Raw genomic sequence first — 15,288 nt, forward strand, 5'->3', positions numbered from 1 at the left:
AGGTCTCCGGCCATGACCGACACACTGCAGGAACGGGTGGGCAGCGTCGCCGCCCCGGACGACATCCACGAGCCCGGCCCCCTGCTCGCCGTCGACGATCTCACCGTGACGTTCGGTGACGATCCGGATGCGGTCGCGGCGGTCCGCGGCGTCACCCTCCGGATCGAGCGCGGCGAGCGGATCGCGGTCGTCGGCGAGTCCGGATCCGGCAAGACCACGCTCGCCCTGGCGGTCGCGGGCTTCCTCGACCGGGCCGCCAGGGTGCGCGGCCGGATCCGGTTCCACGGCGCCGACCTGGTCCGGACCGGCCGGTCCCGGCTGCCGCACCGCACGCCCGGCATCGCGATGATGTTCCAGGACGCGATGACCTCGCTGGACCCGGTCTGGACCGTCGGCAGCCAGCTCACGACGGTGCTGCGCACCAACACCGGGTGCACCCGGGCGCAGGCCCGCGAGCAGGCCGCCGACTGGCTGGTGCGGGTCGGCCTGCCCGACACCGCGCGGGTGCTCGGCGCCCGCCCCTACGAGCTGTCCGGCGGCATGCGCCAGCGGGTGATGCTCGCGCTCGCCCTCGCCGGACGCCCCGAGCTGGTCATCGCCGACGAGCCGACCAGCGCGCTCGACACCTCCACCGCCCGCACCGCGATGGAGCTGCTGACCGAGCTGACCGGCGAGCTCGGCACCTCGCTGATGGTGGTCAGCCACGACATCCACCTCTGCGCCGAGTTCTCCGACCGCACCCTCGTGATGTACCGCGGCGACCTGGTCGGGGACGGCCCGTCGACCGCCCTGGACACGCCGGACGCGCACCCCTACGTCCGCGGACTGCTGCGCTGCGTCCCCACCCTCGCCGACGTCGACGCCGACCGGCTGCCCACCCTGGAGCAGTTCGTCGGCGCCGGGGAGGCCCGGTGACCGGGCGGGGCCCGGTGACCGGGCGGGGCCCGGTGAGCGGGCACGGCGAGCTGCGCGCGGAGGCGGTCACCCGGGTCTTCGGCGGCACCCGCGGGCACACCGCGGTCGACGCCGTCGACGCCACGTTCTCGGTGGGCGTCCGGACCGGCGTGGTCGGCGAGTCCGGCTCCGGCAAGTCGACGCTGGCCCGGATGCTCGTCGGGCTGGACAGCCCCACCGCGGGCGCCGTCACCTGGCGCGGCCGGGAGATCCGCGCCCTGCTCGGCACCCGGGCCGGCCGGCTGGACTTCCGCCGCGAGGTCCAGTTCATCGGCCAGGACGTGCTGAGCTCGTTCGATCCGCGGCACACCCTGGGCCGGGCGGTGGAGACCTCGGCCCGGCGGCTGCTCGGACTGTCCACCGCCGAGGCCGCCGATGCCGCGGCGCGCACCTGCGCCGGGCTGGGCCTGGCCCCGCACCTGGCCGGGCGCCGGGCGAACCAGGTCTCCGGCGGGCAGCGGCAGCGGTTCGCGATCGCCCGGTCGCTGGTCGTGCAGCCCCGGATGCTGGTCTGCGACGAGATCGTGTCCGCGCTGGACGTGTCGGTGCAGGGCGCGATCCTGAACCTGCTCAAGGACGTCGGCAGCGGCACCGGCCTGGTGTTCGTCTCGCACGGGCTGCCGGCCACCGCGTTCCTCTGCGACGAGATCGCGGTGATGCACCGCGGGACCGTCGTCGAGCGCGGGCCGTCGGCCGACGTGGTGCGGGCCGCCGAGCACCCCTACACCCGGGGGCTGCTCGCGGCGCACCCGCGGCGGGCGGACGCGGCATGACCGGCGTGGCCGTCCCGGCGGTGCTGCGCAGGCAACGGTGGTGGCTCGGGCGGCTCGCCGTGCTGCCGCTGCACCTGCTGCTGTTCACCGTGATCAGCTTCCTGCTCGTGCGCTCGGTGCCGGGCGATCCGGTCCGCGACAAGCTCGGCCAGCAGTACGACGAGGCCGCCTACCTGCGCATGCAGGCCGCGATGGGGCTCGACGGCAGCCCGCTGGAGCAGCTCGGCCGCTACCTCGGCCAGGTCGCGACCTTCGACCTGGGCAACTCGCTCAACACCGGCCGGCCGGTCGCCGACGAGATCGGTTCCCGGCTGTTCGGCACCGTCGAGCTCGCCCTGATGGGTCTCGGCGGGGCGCTGCTGCTGTCGCTGGCCGCGTCGTACCTGGTGGTGACCCGGGAGCGGAACCCGGTCTCCCGGGCGATCCGGGCCTACTCCCGGGCCGCCGGTGCGGTGCCCGAGTACGTGCTGGCGGTGATCGGGCTGATCGTCCTCTACTCGTGGCTGGGGGTGATCCCGGCACCGCTGGGCAGGCTGGACAGCGGCCTGGTCCCACCGAACGTCATCACCGGGTTCCCGTTCCTGGACACGATGCTGCAGTCCTACTGGGCGGCGACCGTGTCGATGGCCGCGCATCTCGCGCTGCCGGTCGCCGTGATGGCGGTCGCCCAGGCCCCGATCCTGGTCAAGCTGCTGGTCTCCGGGCTGGAGGAGGCCGTCGACGCGCCCCCGACCCGGTTCCGGATCGCGTCGGGCGCCAGCCGGCCCGCGGTGCTGCTGTCGGTGTACCGGCGCGCGCTCCCACCGGTGGTCACCATGTGCGGCACCCTGTTCGGCTACCTGCTCGGCGGCGCCGTCGTGCTGGAGACGCTGTTCGGGTTCGCCGGCATGGGCCAGTACGCGGTGGACGCGGTGACCGCATCGGACCACGTCGCCCTGCAGGGCTTCCTGATCGTGATCGCCGCGCTGGCGCTGCTGGTGTTCCTGGCCGTCGACCTGCTCAACATGGTTCTCGATCCCCGGCGCAGGCCGGGCTCCCGGGTGGAGGCGTGATGGCCCTGGTCCCGACACCGGCCCCGACACCGGTCCCGGCACCGGCCGCCCGGCTCGCCGCGGTCCGCGGCACGCTGCGGCGCCGGTGGCGGCTGATCCCGCTGGCCGTGGTGGTGCTGGCCGCGCTGGCCGGGCCGCTGTTCCTGCCGTTCGACCCGGAGCGGGTGGCCGGCCCGGTCGGCCTCGCCCCCGCCGCGCCGCACCTGTTCGGCACCGACAGCGCCGGTCTGGACGTGTTCTCCCGGACGATCGCCGCGGCCCGGACCAACCTGCTGATCGCCACCGGCACCACGATCGGCGCCACCCTGATCGGGCTGACGCTCGGCCTGGTCATCGGGATGAGCGAGTCCGGGCGCGGGATCCGGGCCGCGCTGGCCCGCGGCTCCGCCCGGGTGGTCGACCTGGTCGAGGCCGTCCCCGCGGTGCTGGCCGGGCTGATCGTGGTGTCGCTCTACGGTGCCACCGCGACCACGCTGACCGTGGCGATGGCGGTGATCCTCTCCCCGGTGCAGGTGCGGCTGGTGCGCACCGAGGTGCTGCGGGTGCGCGGCGAGTCCTATCTCGACGCCGCCCGGATGCAGGGGATGGACATCGGCACGCTCACCCTGCGGCACGTGCTGCCCAACGCCGCGCGGCCCGCGCTGGAGAACACCTCGGTGATCTTCGCGGTGAGCGTGATCCTGACCGCGGCGCTCGGCTTCATCGGGGTCGGCCTGCCGCCGCCCACCCCGGAGTGGGGCTCGATGCTCACCCGCGGGGTGAGCGACGCGATCTCCGGGCGCTGGTGGTCCGGCGCGTTCCCGGCGCTGGCACTGGCCGGGACGGTGGTCGCGGTGTCGACCGCCGCCCAGGCGGTGTTCGGCCGCCGCGACTGACCCGCCGGCCCGGACATCCGCGGCGCAATACACCGAACACATTTCCTGCGCCGACACGACACATCCGGGCGTTCGAATCATGCCCGAACACATCCCGGGAAGAAAGGATTGTCCATGTTCCACATGGGCTGGTTCCTCAGCTATCAAGTCCAATCCTGGAACGGCCAGTGGTCCGGTTCCGGTGCGACCGAATGGACGAAGCCGGATCTGTACGTCGACACCGCCCGGTCCCTGGAACGGGCCGGATTCGACTACATGATGTTCGAGGACGGCTCGTTCATCGCCGACGCCTATGGCAGCTCGGCCGAGCACGCCCTGCGGACCGCCCGACTGGCCCCGAAGCACGATCCGATGCCGCTGGTCGCCGCGGTCGCCACGCAGACCAGCAAGATCGGCCTGATCGCGACGGTGACGACGACGTTCTACCCGCCGTTCCTGGCCGCCCGGCTGTTCACCACGCTGGACCACATCTCGGACGGCCGGATCGGCGCGAACCTGGTCACCTCGCACAACGACCGGACCGCCCAGAACTACGGCCTGGCCGAGCAGATCGAGCACGACGAACGCTATGCGATGGCCGACGAATGGGTCGAGCTGGTCAGCCGGCTGTGGGAGTCGTGGGAACCGGACGCGGTCCGCGCCGATGTCGGGGCGGGCGTCTACGCCGATCACACGAAGGTCCACCCGATCCATTTCGAGGGCAAGTACTACCGGTCCCGCGGACCGCTGAACACGGTGCCCGGACCGCAGCGGCGGCCGGTGCTCTGCCAGGCGGGCGGCTCCCGGGCCGGCCGCGAGTTCGGCGCCCGGCACGCCGACACGATCATCGCCCAGGCCGGGTCGATCGAGGAGATGCGGGCCTACCGCGACGACGTCTCGGCGCTCGCCGAGGCGGCCGGCCGCGACCCGAAGTCGATCAAGGTGCTGTTCATCGCGTCGTTCCAGATCACCGAGACCACGGCCGAGGCGGAGGCGTTCGTCGCGGCCCGGGAGGCGGCGACCGAGGCGAACATCGACCAGAACCTGGCGATGCTGTCGTTCGCCTCGGGGACCGACTTCTCCCGGTTCGATCTCGACGCCCCGCTGCCGGAGATCCGCACCAACGCCGCCCAGTCGGTGGTCGCGATGCTGCTCGACCGCCATCCCGAGGGCACCACGCTGCGCGAGCTCGCGTCGAAGCCGATGACCGGGCTGTCGTTCGTCGGCACCCCGGACACGGTCGCCTCGGAGATGGCCGAGGCGGTCGACGGGTCCGGCATCGACGGGTTCCTCGTCCAGGGCCGGGTGGACCGCCGCTACGTCGCCGAGATCGCCGACGGGCTGGCGCCCGAGCTGCGCAGGCGCGGCCTGATCCGGGACGGGTACTCGGGCAGCACGCTGCGCGAGAACCTGCTCGCCTTCTGAGGGCGGGCCCGATGACCGAGAGCACCCGGCGGTGCTACGCCGACGTCGCACACGGCCAGATGCACCTGATCACCGCGGGCGACCCGGCGGGCCGCCCGCTGGTGCTGCTGCACCAGGTGCCCAGCTCGGCCCGGATGTGGTCGGCCGCGCTGGCGCCGCTGGCCCGGCGCGGCCATCACGTCGTCGCGGTGGACCTGCCCGGGTACGGCGGATCCGATCCGCTGCCCGGCCGGCCCGAGCTGACCGGCTACGCCGCGGCCGTCACCGGCGTGCTGGACGCGCTCGGGATCGGCTCGGCGCACCTGCTGGGGCACCACACCGGTGCCTCGGTCGCGCTCACGCTGGCGGCCACCGCACCGGACCGGGTCCGCTCGGCGGCGCTGTGGGGCATCCCGGTGCTCGATCCGGAGTTCGCCCGCGAGCTCGCCGCCGAGCCGCCGCCGCGGCACGACGACACCTTCCCCGACGACGTCACCGGCTGGTGGCGGAGCCGGGCGGAGCACTCGGTGCACCGGCTGCGCGGCCCGGTGCTGGCCCGCTCGCTGGCCGAGATGCTGCAGTGCGGCGCGCACCGCCCGGACGGCCACAACGCGGTCGGCCGCACCGACCACGACGCGCTGCTCGACCGGATCACCGGCGTCCCGCTGCTGGGGCTGACCGGGGACCGGGAGATGCTCGACGCCGAGACCAGGGCCGTCGTCGCGGCCCGCCCCGGTCAGGTCGAGCTGGCCGGGCTCGGGGACGTCGGGATGGACGTCGCGGACGAGGCACCCGAGCTGCTCGCCGACACCGTCACCCGCTTCACCGACCGCGCCGAGCTGCTGCGCGACGGCGGTACCGCCCGCGCCGGAACCCCCTCCGGCTGAGCCGGGCACCCCCTCCCCCGAAAGGACTCCCCCATGCCACCGTTCCCCAGAGGCCGCCGCGCGGTGCTCGCGATGCTCGCGGTCACCGCGGTCGCCGCCGCCGGCTGCGCCTCCCCGCCCGCCGGGGCCTCCGGGGCCGCGACCGACACCGTCGTCGTCGTGACCCCGGACCAGGCCACCCAGGTCTCGTTCGACGCCGGCTGGTCGTCCTCACTGGACTTCATGGACCTGTCGCTGGCGCTGAACGAGACCCTGATCCGCAAGCCCTACGAGCCGACCGAGCAGGAGGGCTACGTCAAGCAGAACCTCTACGAGTTCACCGGCGCGCTCGCCGAGAGCTACGAGATCTCCCCGGACGGCCGCACCGTCACGTTCACGCTGCGCCAGGGCGTGCTCAGCGAGCAGGGCAACGAGCTGACCGCGGACGACGTCATCTGGTCCTACGAGCGCAAGTTCGGCTCGGAGACGTCGGTGACGCCCTACGTCGTCGCGCCGGCTCTGACCGACCCCACCGAGCAGTTCACCAAGATCGACGACCACACCGTCTCGGTGACCGTGCCCCGGCCCGGTGACATGTTCACCCTGCTCGGCACGATGGCCGACATCACCGGCCAGATCTACGACACCGACTACCTGAAGGAGCACGCCACCCCGGACGACCCGTGGGCCACCACCTGGTCCAGCGGCCGCTTCGACTTCGGCTACGGCGCCTACCGGCTGGAGAGCCAGACCGAGGGCACCGAGACCATCCTGACCGCGAACCCGGACTACGCACTCGGCGAGCCGGCGGTGAAGCGGATCATCCGCCGGGTGGTCGCCGATCCGGCGAACCGCTCGAACGCCGTCCGGGCCGGGGACGCCGACGTCGCGCTCGGGCTGCGCGCCGCCGACCTGGCCGACCTGTCGAGCGTCGACACCGTGCTGGTGCCGTCGATCCCGGCGAACAACTTCGTCTCCACCTGGCTGGTCACCACCCAGGAGCCGTTCGACGACCCGCTGGTCCGGCAGGCGATGGCGTACGCGATCGACTACGACTCGATCGTCTCCCAGGCGTTCCGGAACCAGGCGCAGAAGACCACCACCTTCCTGTCCCCGGACGCGCCCGGCTACTCCGGCGAGGGGCTCCCGCAGTGGACCTACGACCCGGAGCGGGCCCGGCAGCTGCTGGCCGAGGCCGGCCGGCCGGACGGCGTCTCGTTCACCCTCACCGTGAACAACGCGCTGCCCGGGCTGGAGGACGTCGCCGTCGCCATCCAGAGCTCGGCCGCCGCCGCCGGGTTCACCATCGCGATCGAGTCGCTGCCGCCGACCCAGTTCTCCGAGAAGACCCAGACCTGGTCGGCGCAGGCGGCGCTGGGCAGCGGATCGGCGATCACCCTCTCACCGCCCTACGAGCTGCTGCTGGGGACGACGAAGGGATCCAGCACCAACCTGGCCAACTACTCCGACGACGCGTTCTACGCCGCCGTCGAGGCCGGGGCGAACGCCGGTGACGCGCTGTCCCCGGAGGCCGGGCGGCTGTGGAACGAGGCCGAACGGATCTGGCTGGAGTCGGCGTCCACGATCTACATCCTGCGGACCAACCCGACGACCGCGGCCAGCACCGAGTTCACCGGCCTGACCTGGCGGACCGACGGGGCGGTCGACTACACCGCACTGCGCCCGGCCGAGGGCTGAGCACCCCGCGCACGACGGCGGCGCCGGACCGGGAGGTGGTCCGGCGCCGCCGTCGTGCGTCGCGGGTCAGCCCCGGTCGTCGCCGAGCATCGCGTTCATCGCCACCCGGTCGGCCCGGTAGTGCACGTGCACCAGGACCCGGGCGATCCCGTCCCGGTCGGTCATCCGCAGCTCCCGCAGCAGCGCCGTGGCACCGACCGGGACGCGCAGGTGCTCGGCGGTGCGGTCGTCGCAGCGGACCGCCTGCACGCTCGTCGCGGTGTGCCCGTGCGGGGTGCCGAACACCTCGGCGAACGACTCCGGCAGGCCGTGGTTGCGGTCCCCGCCGTGGGTCGCGTCCCAGGTGCTGATCAGCACGTCGGTGCGGTCGGTGGCGTAGTACCCGGTGAGCAGGTACAGCGGCTCCCCCTCGTACGAGCCCAGCTGCTCGATCAGCACCACCCGCTGCCCCGGGGTGCCGACCCGCTCGCTGAGCAGCGCGTTCGGCGGCATCTCCCGGCGCTCCACCAGGCGCACCGACAGCCCGCCGGCGGACCCGGTCTGCAGGACGGCGGGCGGGAGCAGCTCGCCGAACGGGATCCGGATCCCCGGCCACCCGTCGTGGGTGTCCCGGTCGTTGCCGGTCGCGACCAGGTCCAGACCGTCGCGCAGCCCGTCGCCGGTCAGCCCCAGCCGGTCGGCGATCTCGTCGACCGGGACGCTGCGCGGCCCCGGTACGCCCCCGCGGACGGCGTCCACCTGCTCACCCGACGACGGCATGGCCTCTCCTCCTCCGGTTCGTGCTGGTCACACGACACCCGATCCACGTGTCCGCGGTGTTGCCGACCGCTACCAGTTCGTTGCGCCGTGGCGGATCCCCTGGTCGCGACGGCCCACCGCGCCTGATCATCGGCAGCACCGGCCGGACCGGTTGCGGGAGGAAGGGCGGGATCCGATGCACCCCAGGGAGATCGAGCGCAGGCGGGCCGAGCACTCCCGGCTGCGGCGGGCGGCGGGCCGCGCCCAGCAGGACACCAGCCCGCGCCGCGCCTACACCCAGCTGCGGGTGTCGATGGACCGGTGGCCGCACGACGACCCGCAGCTCGTGGAGAGCGAGCTGGTGCGCGAGTTCGGGTTCAGCCGCAACTCCATCCGCAAGGCGCTGCAGATGCTCGCCGGGGACGGCCTGGTCGTGCGCGCACCGCGGTTCGGCACCGTCGTGGCCCGGCGGGTGCACGACGTCCGGATCGCCGATCCGCGGCCCGCCCCGCCGCGCGACGGCACCACGCTGCGGGTGCTGCAGCGGGCCAGGGTCGAGCTGGACGGGCCGGACGGCGCGCAGCCGTTCGACATGACCGTCGAGCTGGGTGCCGACGACGAGCCGCTGTTCCTGCGGACCGCGTTCGCCCCGGCCGTCCCGCCGCCCGGCGCCGAGCACGTCGCGGCGGGGCCGACCGCGATCCCGGCGGTCCCGGCCCCGCCCGCGGTGGCCCGCGCGCTGCGGGTGCCGCCCGGCGCGCCGCTGCTGCTGCGCGCGCTGGCGCTGCGCACCCCGGACGGGCGGGTCACCGAGATGAGCTACACGCACTTCCGCGGGGACCGGGTCGCGCTCAGCGCCTGACGCCGGCCCCCGCGGTACGCCGGGTCAGTCCGCGAACGCGGCCAGGATGCGGGCGCCGTGCGCCTGTGCCCGGGCCGGGTCCATGTTCATCCCGCCGGAGAGCAGCACCCAGTCCAGGACGCCCTCGTAGGCCTTCAGCTTGTCGCGGACCTCGCCGGGCGTCCCGGCGATCCCGATCGCGTCCACCATCCGGTCGCTGACCGCGGCCACCCGGGCGGCCCGGTCGCCGGACTCGACGGCGGCGAGCCCGGCCGCCAGCTCGGCGTCGAACCCGGCGCCGGCCAGCAGCGTGTGCAGGTACGGGATCTCGAAGTAGAACGCCAGCTGGACGCGGACCAGGTCGTAGGCGGCGTCCCGGTCGTCGTCGACGCCGACGAACCGGCCCGCGCCGACGCCGAACGACCCGGGCAGCGCGCCCTCCGGCCGGCGGGCGCCGCCCTCGTCGAGCTGCGCCCGGGACGCCGCGGCGATGTGCTCCAGCGGCACCATCCCGTTCAGCATCACGCCGTCGCACAGCTCCCCGGCGAGCGCGGTCATCCGGGGCAGCGTGACGCCGAGCATGACCGGCGGGACCTCGTCCATCTCGACGTCCCAGTTGGCGTAGCCGTGCGTCGGGTAGTAGCGGCCGTCGACCGCGGTCGGCCGCTCCGGCGTCGCCCGCAGGCAGGCGTGCAGCGCGGTCAGGTACTCGCGCATCCGGGGCAGCACCGGATCGAACTCCATGCCGTGCCAGTCCCGCACCCACGCCTTCGGGGTCGCCCCGATGCCGAGCACGAACCGGCCGTCGGACAGGTTCTGCACGGTGCTCGCGGCGTGCGCCATCGTCGCCGGGCTGCGGCTCCAGCCCGCGATCGACGACGCCAGCCGGATCCGGGAGGTGGCCGCGGCCAGCGCGCCGGCCATGGCGAACGTCTCGACGCCGTTGTCGCCGACCGAGACCAGGTCGAACCCGGCCTCCTCGGCGCGGCGGGCGAGCTCCAGCTGGTCGGCGAAGCGGGCCGAGGCGCGGCCCAGTGCGAGGCCGAGGCCGATCGGCCGGGTGGTGTCGGAGAGCGTCCGCGGGGGCATCGGTGGGGTCCTTCCGGTCGGTGACGGGCGCGCGGTGCGGCACGCGCCGGACCCCGAGGTTCCGGCCGCACCGTGAACGCCACGCAGCCGTCGAATGCCCACCGTGTTGCGCCGCCCGGCGCCCCCTCCGGCGCAATGCCCCGGCGACGGACGCGACACCGGACGGTCACCGCCGCGCGCTGTGCTCGGACCCGTCAACGATCTGCGGGAGCCCTGCGGGGCGAGGAGGACGACGTGTTCCACATGGGGTGGTTCCTGGGAACCGGTTTCGGCGTCTACAACTGGAACGGGCAATGGTCGGGCAACGCCGGCTCCGACGTCGGGCGGCCGGGCCTGTTCGTCGACATGGCGGTCTCGCTGGAGCGGGCCGGGTTCGACTACATGATGCTGGAGGACTCCTCGGTCCTCCCCAACATCTACAAGGGGACGTTCGAGTCGTCGGTGCACGACGGCGGGACCATCCGGTTCGACCCGGTGCCGCTGGTACCGCTGCTCGCCGCGGCGACCCGGCACATCGGGATCATCGCGACGGTCGCCACCACGTTCTACCCGCCGTTCCTGGCGGCCCGGCTGTTCTCCACCCTGGACAACATCACCGAGGGCCGGGTGGGGCTGAACCTGGTGACCGCCAGCCCGCACCAGGCCGCCCAGAACTACGGCCTGGACCAGCACGTCGAGCACGACGAGCGCTACCTGATGGCCGACGAGTGGGTGCGCTGCGTGAAGTCGCTGTGGGACTCCTGGGAGCCCGACGCGGTGGTGCTCGACGAGCACAAGGGCCTGTTCGCCGACCACACCAAGATCCACACGGCGGACTTCGAGGGCCGCTGGTTCCGCTCGCGCGGCCCGCTGAACACCGTCCCCGGCCCGCAGCGGCATCCGGTGATCTGCCAGGCGGGCGGCTCCCCGGCCGGGCGCGACTTCGGCGCCGCGCACGCCGACACGATCATCGCGGCGGTCCGCGGCGCCGCCGAGATGAAGGCCTACCGGGACGACATCTCGGCCCGGATGATCGCCGCCGGCCGCGACCCGTCGGAGGCGAAGGTGCTGTTCCTGATCGCACCCGTGCTGGCCGACACCAAGGAGGAGGCGCTGGCGAAGCAGGCCCGCCAGCAGCGCGCCAAGGAGGAGAACATCGAGGCGATCCTCGCCGGGATGAGCTACTTCACCAGCACCGACTTCTCCCGCTACGACCTCGACGAGCCGTTCCCGGACCTGTCCGGGAACAACGGTCACCGCTCCACCATGAACGACTACCAGCGGTCCGGGACCACCCTGCGCGAAGCGATCATGAACCACACCGTGCAGGAGTCGGTCGAGCTGGTCGGCACCCCGGACGAGGTCGCCGGCCGGATGGACGAGTACATGGTCGAGGCCGGTGGCGACGGCTACCTGGTGGCGATGCCGGTGACCCGCAAGAACATCACCGAGATCGCCGACGGGCTGGCGCCGGAGCTGCGCAAGCGGGGACTGATCCGCTCGGAGTACGAGCACCCGACGTTCCGGCAGAACCTGCTGGCGTACTGATGCCCCGGCCACGATCCGCCGACGGTGGCCGCCGATGACCACCGTCGACCGGGACGGGCCGGCCGCCGCGCCCGCCACCGGGCCCGCCCGGCGCAGGCTGGCGTTCGCCGCGCTGTTCGCCACCCAGCTGGTGGTGATGGTCGAGGGGACGATCGTCAACGTCTCGCTGACCGTCATCCGTGACGTCTACGGCCTCGCCGAGGAACAGCTGAGCTGGGTCTTCATCGGGTTCGCGATCGGCTTCGGCGCCGTCATGCTGGTCGGCGGCAGGCTCAGCGACGCGATCGGCGCCCGCCGCGCGCTGGTCGGCGCGGTCGCCCTGTTCGCCGCGGCGTCGCTGCTGTGCGGGCTCGCGGGCGGGCCGTGGACCCTGCTCACCGGACGCGTGCTGCAGGGCGTGGGCGGGGCGGCCGCCATCCCGGCCGTGCTCGCCACCGTCGCCGACCTGTCCCCCGATCCGGCCGCCCGGCGCCGCGCCGTCGCGACCCTGATGGCGTCCTCGCTGGTCGGGGCCGGGCTGGGGCTCACCGCCGGCGGCCTGGTCGCCGAGCTGATGGGCGCCCGCTGGGTGTTCCTGATCAACGTGCCGCTCTGCCTGCTGCTGCTCCCCTGCCTGTGGGCGCTGCCGGAGCGGCCCGCCGACCGCGCGGCCACCGGGCCGCTCGCCACCGGGCAGGCGTTCCTGCTCACCACCAGCCTGGCCGCGCTGCTGCTCGGGCTGACCCTGATCACCGCGGCCCGGCTCCCCGGGGCCGCGGTGCTCACCCTCGGCGTGGTCGGTGCGGCCCTCACGGTGCGGGCCACCCGGCGGGCGGGTGACCGGGCGCTCGTCCCGGTCTCGCTGCTCGCCGACCGCGGACGCCGGGCCGGCTATCTCGTCGTCGCCGTCACCGCGGGCGGCAGCCACGCCGCGTTCTACCACCTGCAGCTGATGGTGCAGCGCGACTTCGGCCTCGGCCCGGCCGCGACCGGCCTGTGGTTCACCCCGGTGATCCTGGCGATGATCGGCGCGACCGTGCTGTCCGGACGGCTGCTGCGCAGGCTGCCCGACCGCACCGTCGTCGTCGCCGGGTGCCTGGTCTCCACCGCCGGGCTGGTCTGGGTGGCGGTGGACGGCGGCGCGAGCGGTCCGCATCCGCTGCTCGTCGTGCCGATGGCGATGCTCGCCGCGGGCAGCGCGCTGTGCATCGTGCCGCTGTCGGTGCGCGCCGTCGCCGGCGTGCCGCCGGGCCGCACCGGGGTGGCCTCGGCCGTCCTCACCAGCTCCCAGCAGGTCGGCGGCGCGGCGCTGCTCTCCGGCACCACGCTGCTCGCCGCCGCGCTGGCCGGCGTGCCGGCCCGCACCACCGCGGTCGTCGCGCTGGCACTGGTCACCGCGTTCGCCGCCGTCGTCGCCCTGCGCGGCCTCGCCCCACCGGACCCGGCACCCCCGCCGGAGCCGCCACCCCCACCCCTCCCGGGAGGACACCCGTGACACCGCAGCGATTCCACCTCGGCTGGTTCATGAACTTCTCCGCCAACGCGGCCTGGCGCGGGCCGTGGGGTGGCGACACCGGCGCCACCTGGCCGGACGGCCGGTTCCACGTCGACTTCGCCCGCGCGCTGGAACGGGCCTGCTTCGACTACATGATGATCGAGGACTCGTCGATGGTGCCCGACCACCACGGCGGCAGCCTGGAGACCGAGCTGCACCACGGCCTCTACGCACCCAAGCACGACCCGGTCGGGCTGGTCGCGACCGTCGCGGCGCACACCTCCCGGCTGGGCATCGTCGCGACCATGTCCACCTCGCTGTACCCGCCGTACCTGCTGGCCCGCAGCCTCGCCACGCTGGACCACCTGTCGGCGGGCCGGGTCGGCTGGAACATCGTCACCTCCAGCGAGGACCGGGCCGCGCAGAACTACGGCCGGGACCGGCTGCCCGACCACGACGAGCGCTACGAGCGGGCGGACGAGTTCGTCGACCTGGTGGAACGGCTGTGGGGGTCGTGGGAGCCCGGCGCCGTGGTGATGGACCGGGAGACCGGGCGCTACGTCGACCACACCCGGGTCTCGCCGATCCACTTCGACGGGAAGTGGCACCGCAGCCGCGGCCCGCTGAACACGATGCCGATGCCGCAGGGCAGGCCGGTGTACTGCCAGGCGGGCGGCTCGCCGCGCGGCCGGGAGTTCGCCGCCGCGCACGCCGAGACGATCATCGCCTCGGCGCCGGGGGTCGAGGCGATGAAGGCCTACCGCGACGACGTCCGGTCCCGGATGGAGCGGATCGGCCGCGACCCGGACAGCTGCAAGATCCTGTTCGTGGTGGCGCCGGTGCTCGCCGAGACCGACGCGCTGGCCCGCGAGCTCGCCGCGTGGCAGGCGTCGGACACCGACCGGCTCGCCGAGGCCGCGCTGGCGCACCTGTCCGCGCTCACCGAGAACGACTTCTCCGGCTTCGACCTGGACGGCCCGGTCCCCCAGGTCACCACCAACGGGCACCGGTCCACGCTGGCCGACTTCCTGCGCGGCGCCGCCGACGCCGCCACCCTGCGCGAGGCCGCGGCGCGCTGGACGATCTCCTCGCTGGAGCTCGTCGGGTCCCCCGACACCGTGGCCGACGCGATGTGCGCGGCGATGGACGAGGTCGGCGGCGACGGCTTCCTGGTGTCCGGGGAGATGTCCCGCGACGTCGTCGGCCGGGTCTGCGACGGGCTGGTCCCCGCCCTGCAGCGACGCGGCCGGGTGCGCACCCGCTACACCCACGAGCGGTTCCGGGACAACCTCATGGAGTTCTGACGAGCCCCCTTCCGGATGCCGCGCCGGACGGGTGCGACACGATGTGCGGCATGAACGCAACGCTCGTCATCGGAGGCACCCGGTCGGGCAAGTCGCGCTACGCCGAGCAGCTGCTCGGCGGGGAGGTGCCGGTCCGGTACCTGGCGACCGGGCGGCGGACCGACGGCGACGCCGAGTGGGACGCCCGGATCGCCGCGCACGTCGTCCGCCGCCCGGCGGCATGGACGACCGAGGAGGTCTCCGGCGGCGCGCTCGTCGCGGCGCTCGCCGTCCCCGGCCCGGTGCTCGTCGACGATCTCGGCACCTGGCTGGCCGGGGTGCTCGACGACGCGGGCGCCTGGGACCGGCCGGGGCCGCACACCGAGATCGACGAGCTGCTGGACGGGCTGGTCGCCGCGGTGGCCGGCGCGCCGGGGCCGGTCGTGCTGGTGTCGGCGGAGGTGGGGCTGGGCGTGGTGCCCGGGTCCGCCTCCGGTCGGCTGTTCCGGGACCTGCTGGGCGGGTTGAACGCCGCGCTCGCCGAGGTCTGCGCGGAGACGGTGCTGGTGGTCGCCGGGCGGGCGCTGCGGCTGCCGGGACCGGACAGCGGTACGGCGGGTGCCCCGGCCCCCGCCGCGGGCGTCCCGGCCCCCGCCCCGGGTGTCCCGGCGCCCGCCGCGGATTCGGCGGCCCGCGCCGCGGGGGTGGCAGCCGGCGGCGCGGCCGGTGCGGCAG

The 15,288-nt window shown here is 74.2% G+C and carries 14 protein-coding genes; 12 read left to right on the forward strand and 2 right to left on the reverse strand.

The genetic code is table 11. The annotated features are described in order from the left end of the window. The first annotated feature begins 12 nt into the window (after nt 1–12). The 7 genes from ABD160_RS16755 (at nt 13) to ABD160_RS16785 (ending at nt 7,601) form a co-directional block, all read left to right on the forward strand. Nucleotides 13–915, forward strand: coding sequence for an ABC transporter ATP-binding protein (locus ABD160_RS16755; RefSeq protein WP_344023417.1), 903 nt, complete (start codon nt 13–15; stop codon nt 913–915). Then, nucleotides 912–1,727 (forward strand): ABC transporter ATP-binding protein, encoded by an 816-nt coding sequence (locus ABD160_RS16760; protein ID WP_344023419.1) that lies wholly within the window; start codon nt 912–914, stop codon nt 1,725–1,727. The genes ABD160_RS16755 and ABD160_RS16760 overlap by 4 nt, the downstream gene beginning before the upstream one ends. Further along, the gene (locus ABD160_RS16765) at nt 1,724–2,779 is read left to right on the forward strand and encodes an ABC transporter permease (protein ID WP_344023421.1); all 1,056 of its coding nucleotides are present in this window, start codon (nt 1,724–1,726) and stop codon (nt 2,777–2,779) included. Before ABD160_RS16760 ends, ABD160_RS16765 begins: the two co-directional genes overlap by 4 nt. Next, nucleotides 2,779–3,654 carry an ABC transporter permease gene (locus ABD160_RS16770; protein ID WP_344023423.1) on the forward strand — a complete coding sequence of 292 codons (876 nt, stop codon included), beginning with the start codon at nt 2,779–2,781 and terminating at the stop codon, nt 3,652–3,654. Before ABD160_RS16765 ends, ABD160_RS16770 begins: the two co-directional genes overlap by 1 nt. Nucleotides 3,655–3,768: 114 nt before the next feature. Continuing rightward, the gene (locus tag ABD160_RS16775; RefSeq protein ID WP_344023426.1) at nt 3,769–5,058 is read left to right on the forward strand and encodes an NtaA/DmoA family FMN-dependent monooxygenase; all 1,290 of its coding nucleotides are present in this window, start codon (nt 3,769–3,771) and stop codon (nt 5,056–5,058) included. A gap of 11 nt (nt 5,059–5,069) precedes the next feature. Further along, a complete protein-coding gene (locus ABD160_RS16780; RefSeq protein ID WP_344023427.1) occupies nt 5,070–5,924 on the forward strand; it encodes an alpha/beta fold hydrolase in 855 nt (284 codons plus the stop codon). Between the two features lie 33 nt (nt 5,925–5,957). Next, nucleotides 5,958–7,601 carry an ABC transporter substrate-binding protein gene (locus ABD160_RS16785; protein WP_344023429.1) on the forward strand — a complete coding sequence of 548 codons (1,644 nt, stop codon included), beginning with the start codon at nt 5,958–5,960 and terminating at the stop codon, nt 7,599–7,601. Nucleotides 7,602–7,667: 66 nt separating this feature from the next. Here the strand turns inward: ABD160_RS16785 and ABD160_RS16790 are convergent, their stop codons facing one another. Next, nucleotides 7,668–8,360: a UTRA domain-containing protein gene (locus tag ABD160_RS16790; RefSeq protein ID WP_344023431.1), complete on the reverse strand. Its 693-nt coding sequence runs from the start codon at nt 8,358–8,360 to the stop codon at nt 7,668–7,670. Between the two features lie 175 nt (nt 8,361–8,535). On the opposite strand from ABD160_RS16790, the gene ABD160_RS16795 reads away from it, so the two are divergent. Continuing rightward, the gene (locus tag ABD160_RS16795) at nt 8,536–9,201 is read left to right on the forward strand and encodes a GntR family transcriptional regulator (RefSeq protein WP_344023433.1); all 666 of its coding nucleotides are present in this window, start codon (nt 8,536–8,538) and stop codon (nt 9,199–9,201) included. 24 nt (nt 9,202–9,225) lie between these two features. Here the strand turns inward: ABD160_RS16795 and ABD160_RS16800 are convergent, their stop codons facing one another. After that, entirely contained in the window at nt 9,226–10,269 is a 1,044-nt protein-coding gene (locus ABD160_RS16800; protein ID WP_344023435.1) for an LLM class flavin-dependent oxidoreductase, read from the reverse strand. Between the two features lie 243 nt (nt 10,270–10,512). Between ABD160_RS16800 and ABD160_RS16805 the strand changes: the two genes are divergently transcribed. The 4 genes from ABD160_RS16805 to ABD160_RS16820 form a co-directional block, all read left to right on the forward strand. Further along, nucleotides 10,513–11,796, forward strand: coding sequence for an NtaA/DmoA family FMN-dependent monooxygenase (locus tag ABD160_RS16805; RefSeq protein ID WP_344023451.1), 1,284 nt, complete (start codon nt 10,513–10,515; stop codon nt 11,794–11,796). A 34-nt stretch (nt 11,797–11,830) separates the two neighbouring features. After that, nucleotides 11,831–13,270: an MFS transporter gene (locus ABD160_RS16810; RefSeq protein WP_344023437.1), complete on the forward strand. Its 1,440-nt coding sequence runs from the start codon at nt 11,831–11,833 to the stop codon at nt 13,268–13,270. Beyond that, nucleotides 13,267–14,574 (forward strand): NtaA/DmoA family FMN-dependent monooxygenase, encoded by a 1,308-nt coding sequence (locus ABD160_RS16815; protein ID WP_344023439.1) that lies wholly within the window; start codon nt 13,267–13,269, stop codon nt 14,572–14,574. Before ABD160_RS16810 ends, ABD160_RS16815 begins: the two co-directional genes overlap by 4 nt. A 50-nt stretch (nt 14,575–14,624) precedes the next feature. Continuing rightward, nucleotides 14,625–15,288 (forward strand): bifunctional adenosylcobinamide kinase/adenosylcobinamide-phosphate guanylyltransferase (locus ABD160_RS16820; protein WP_344023441.1); only part of this gene is annotated, 664 nt, incomplete at its 3' end.

It is taken from the genome of Pseudonocardia kongjuensis, from assembly GCF_039526905.1.
Classification (GTDB): Bacteria; Actinomycetota; Actinomycetes; order Mycobacteriales; family Pseudonocardiaceae; genus Pseudonocardia; species Pseudonocardia kongjuensis.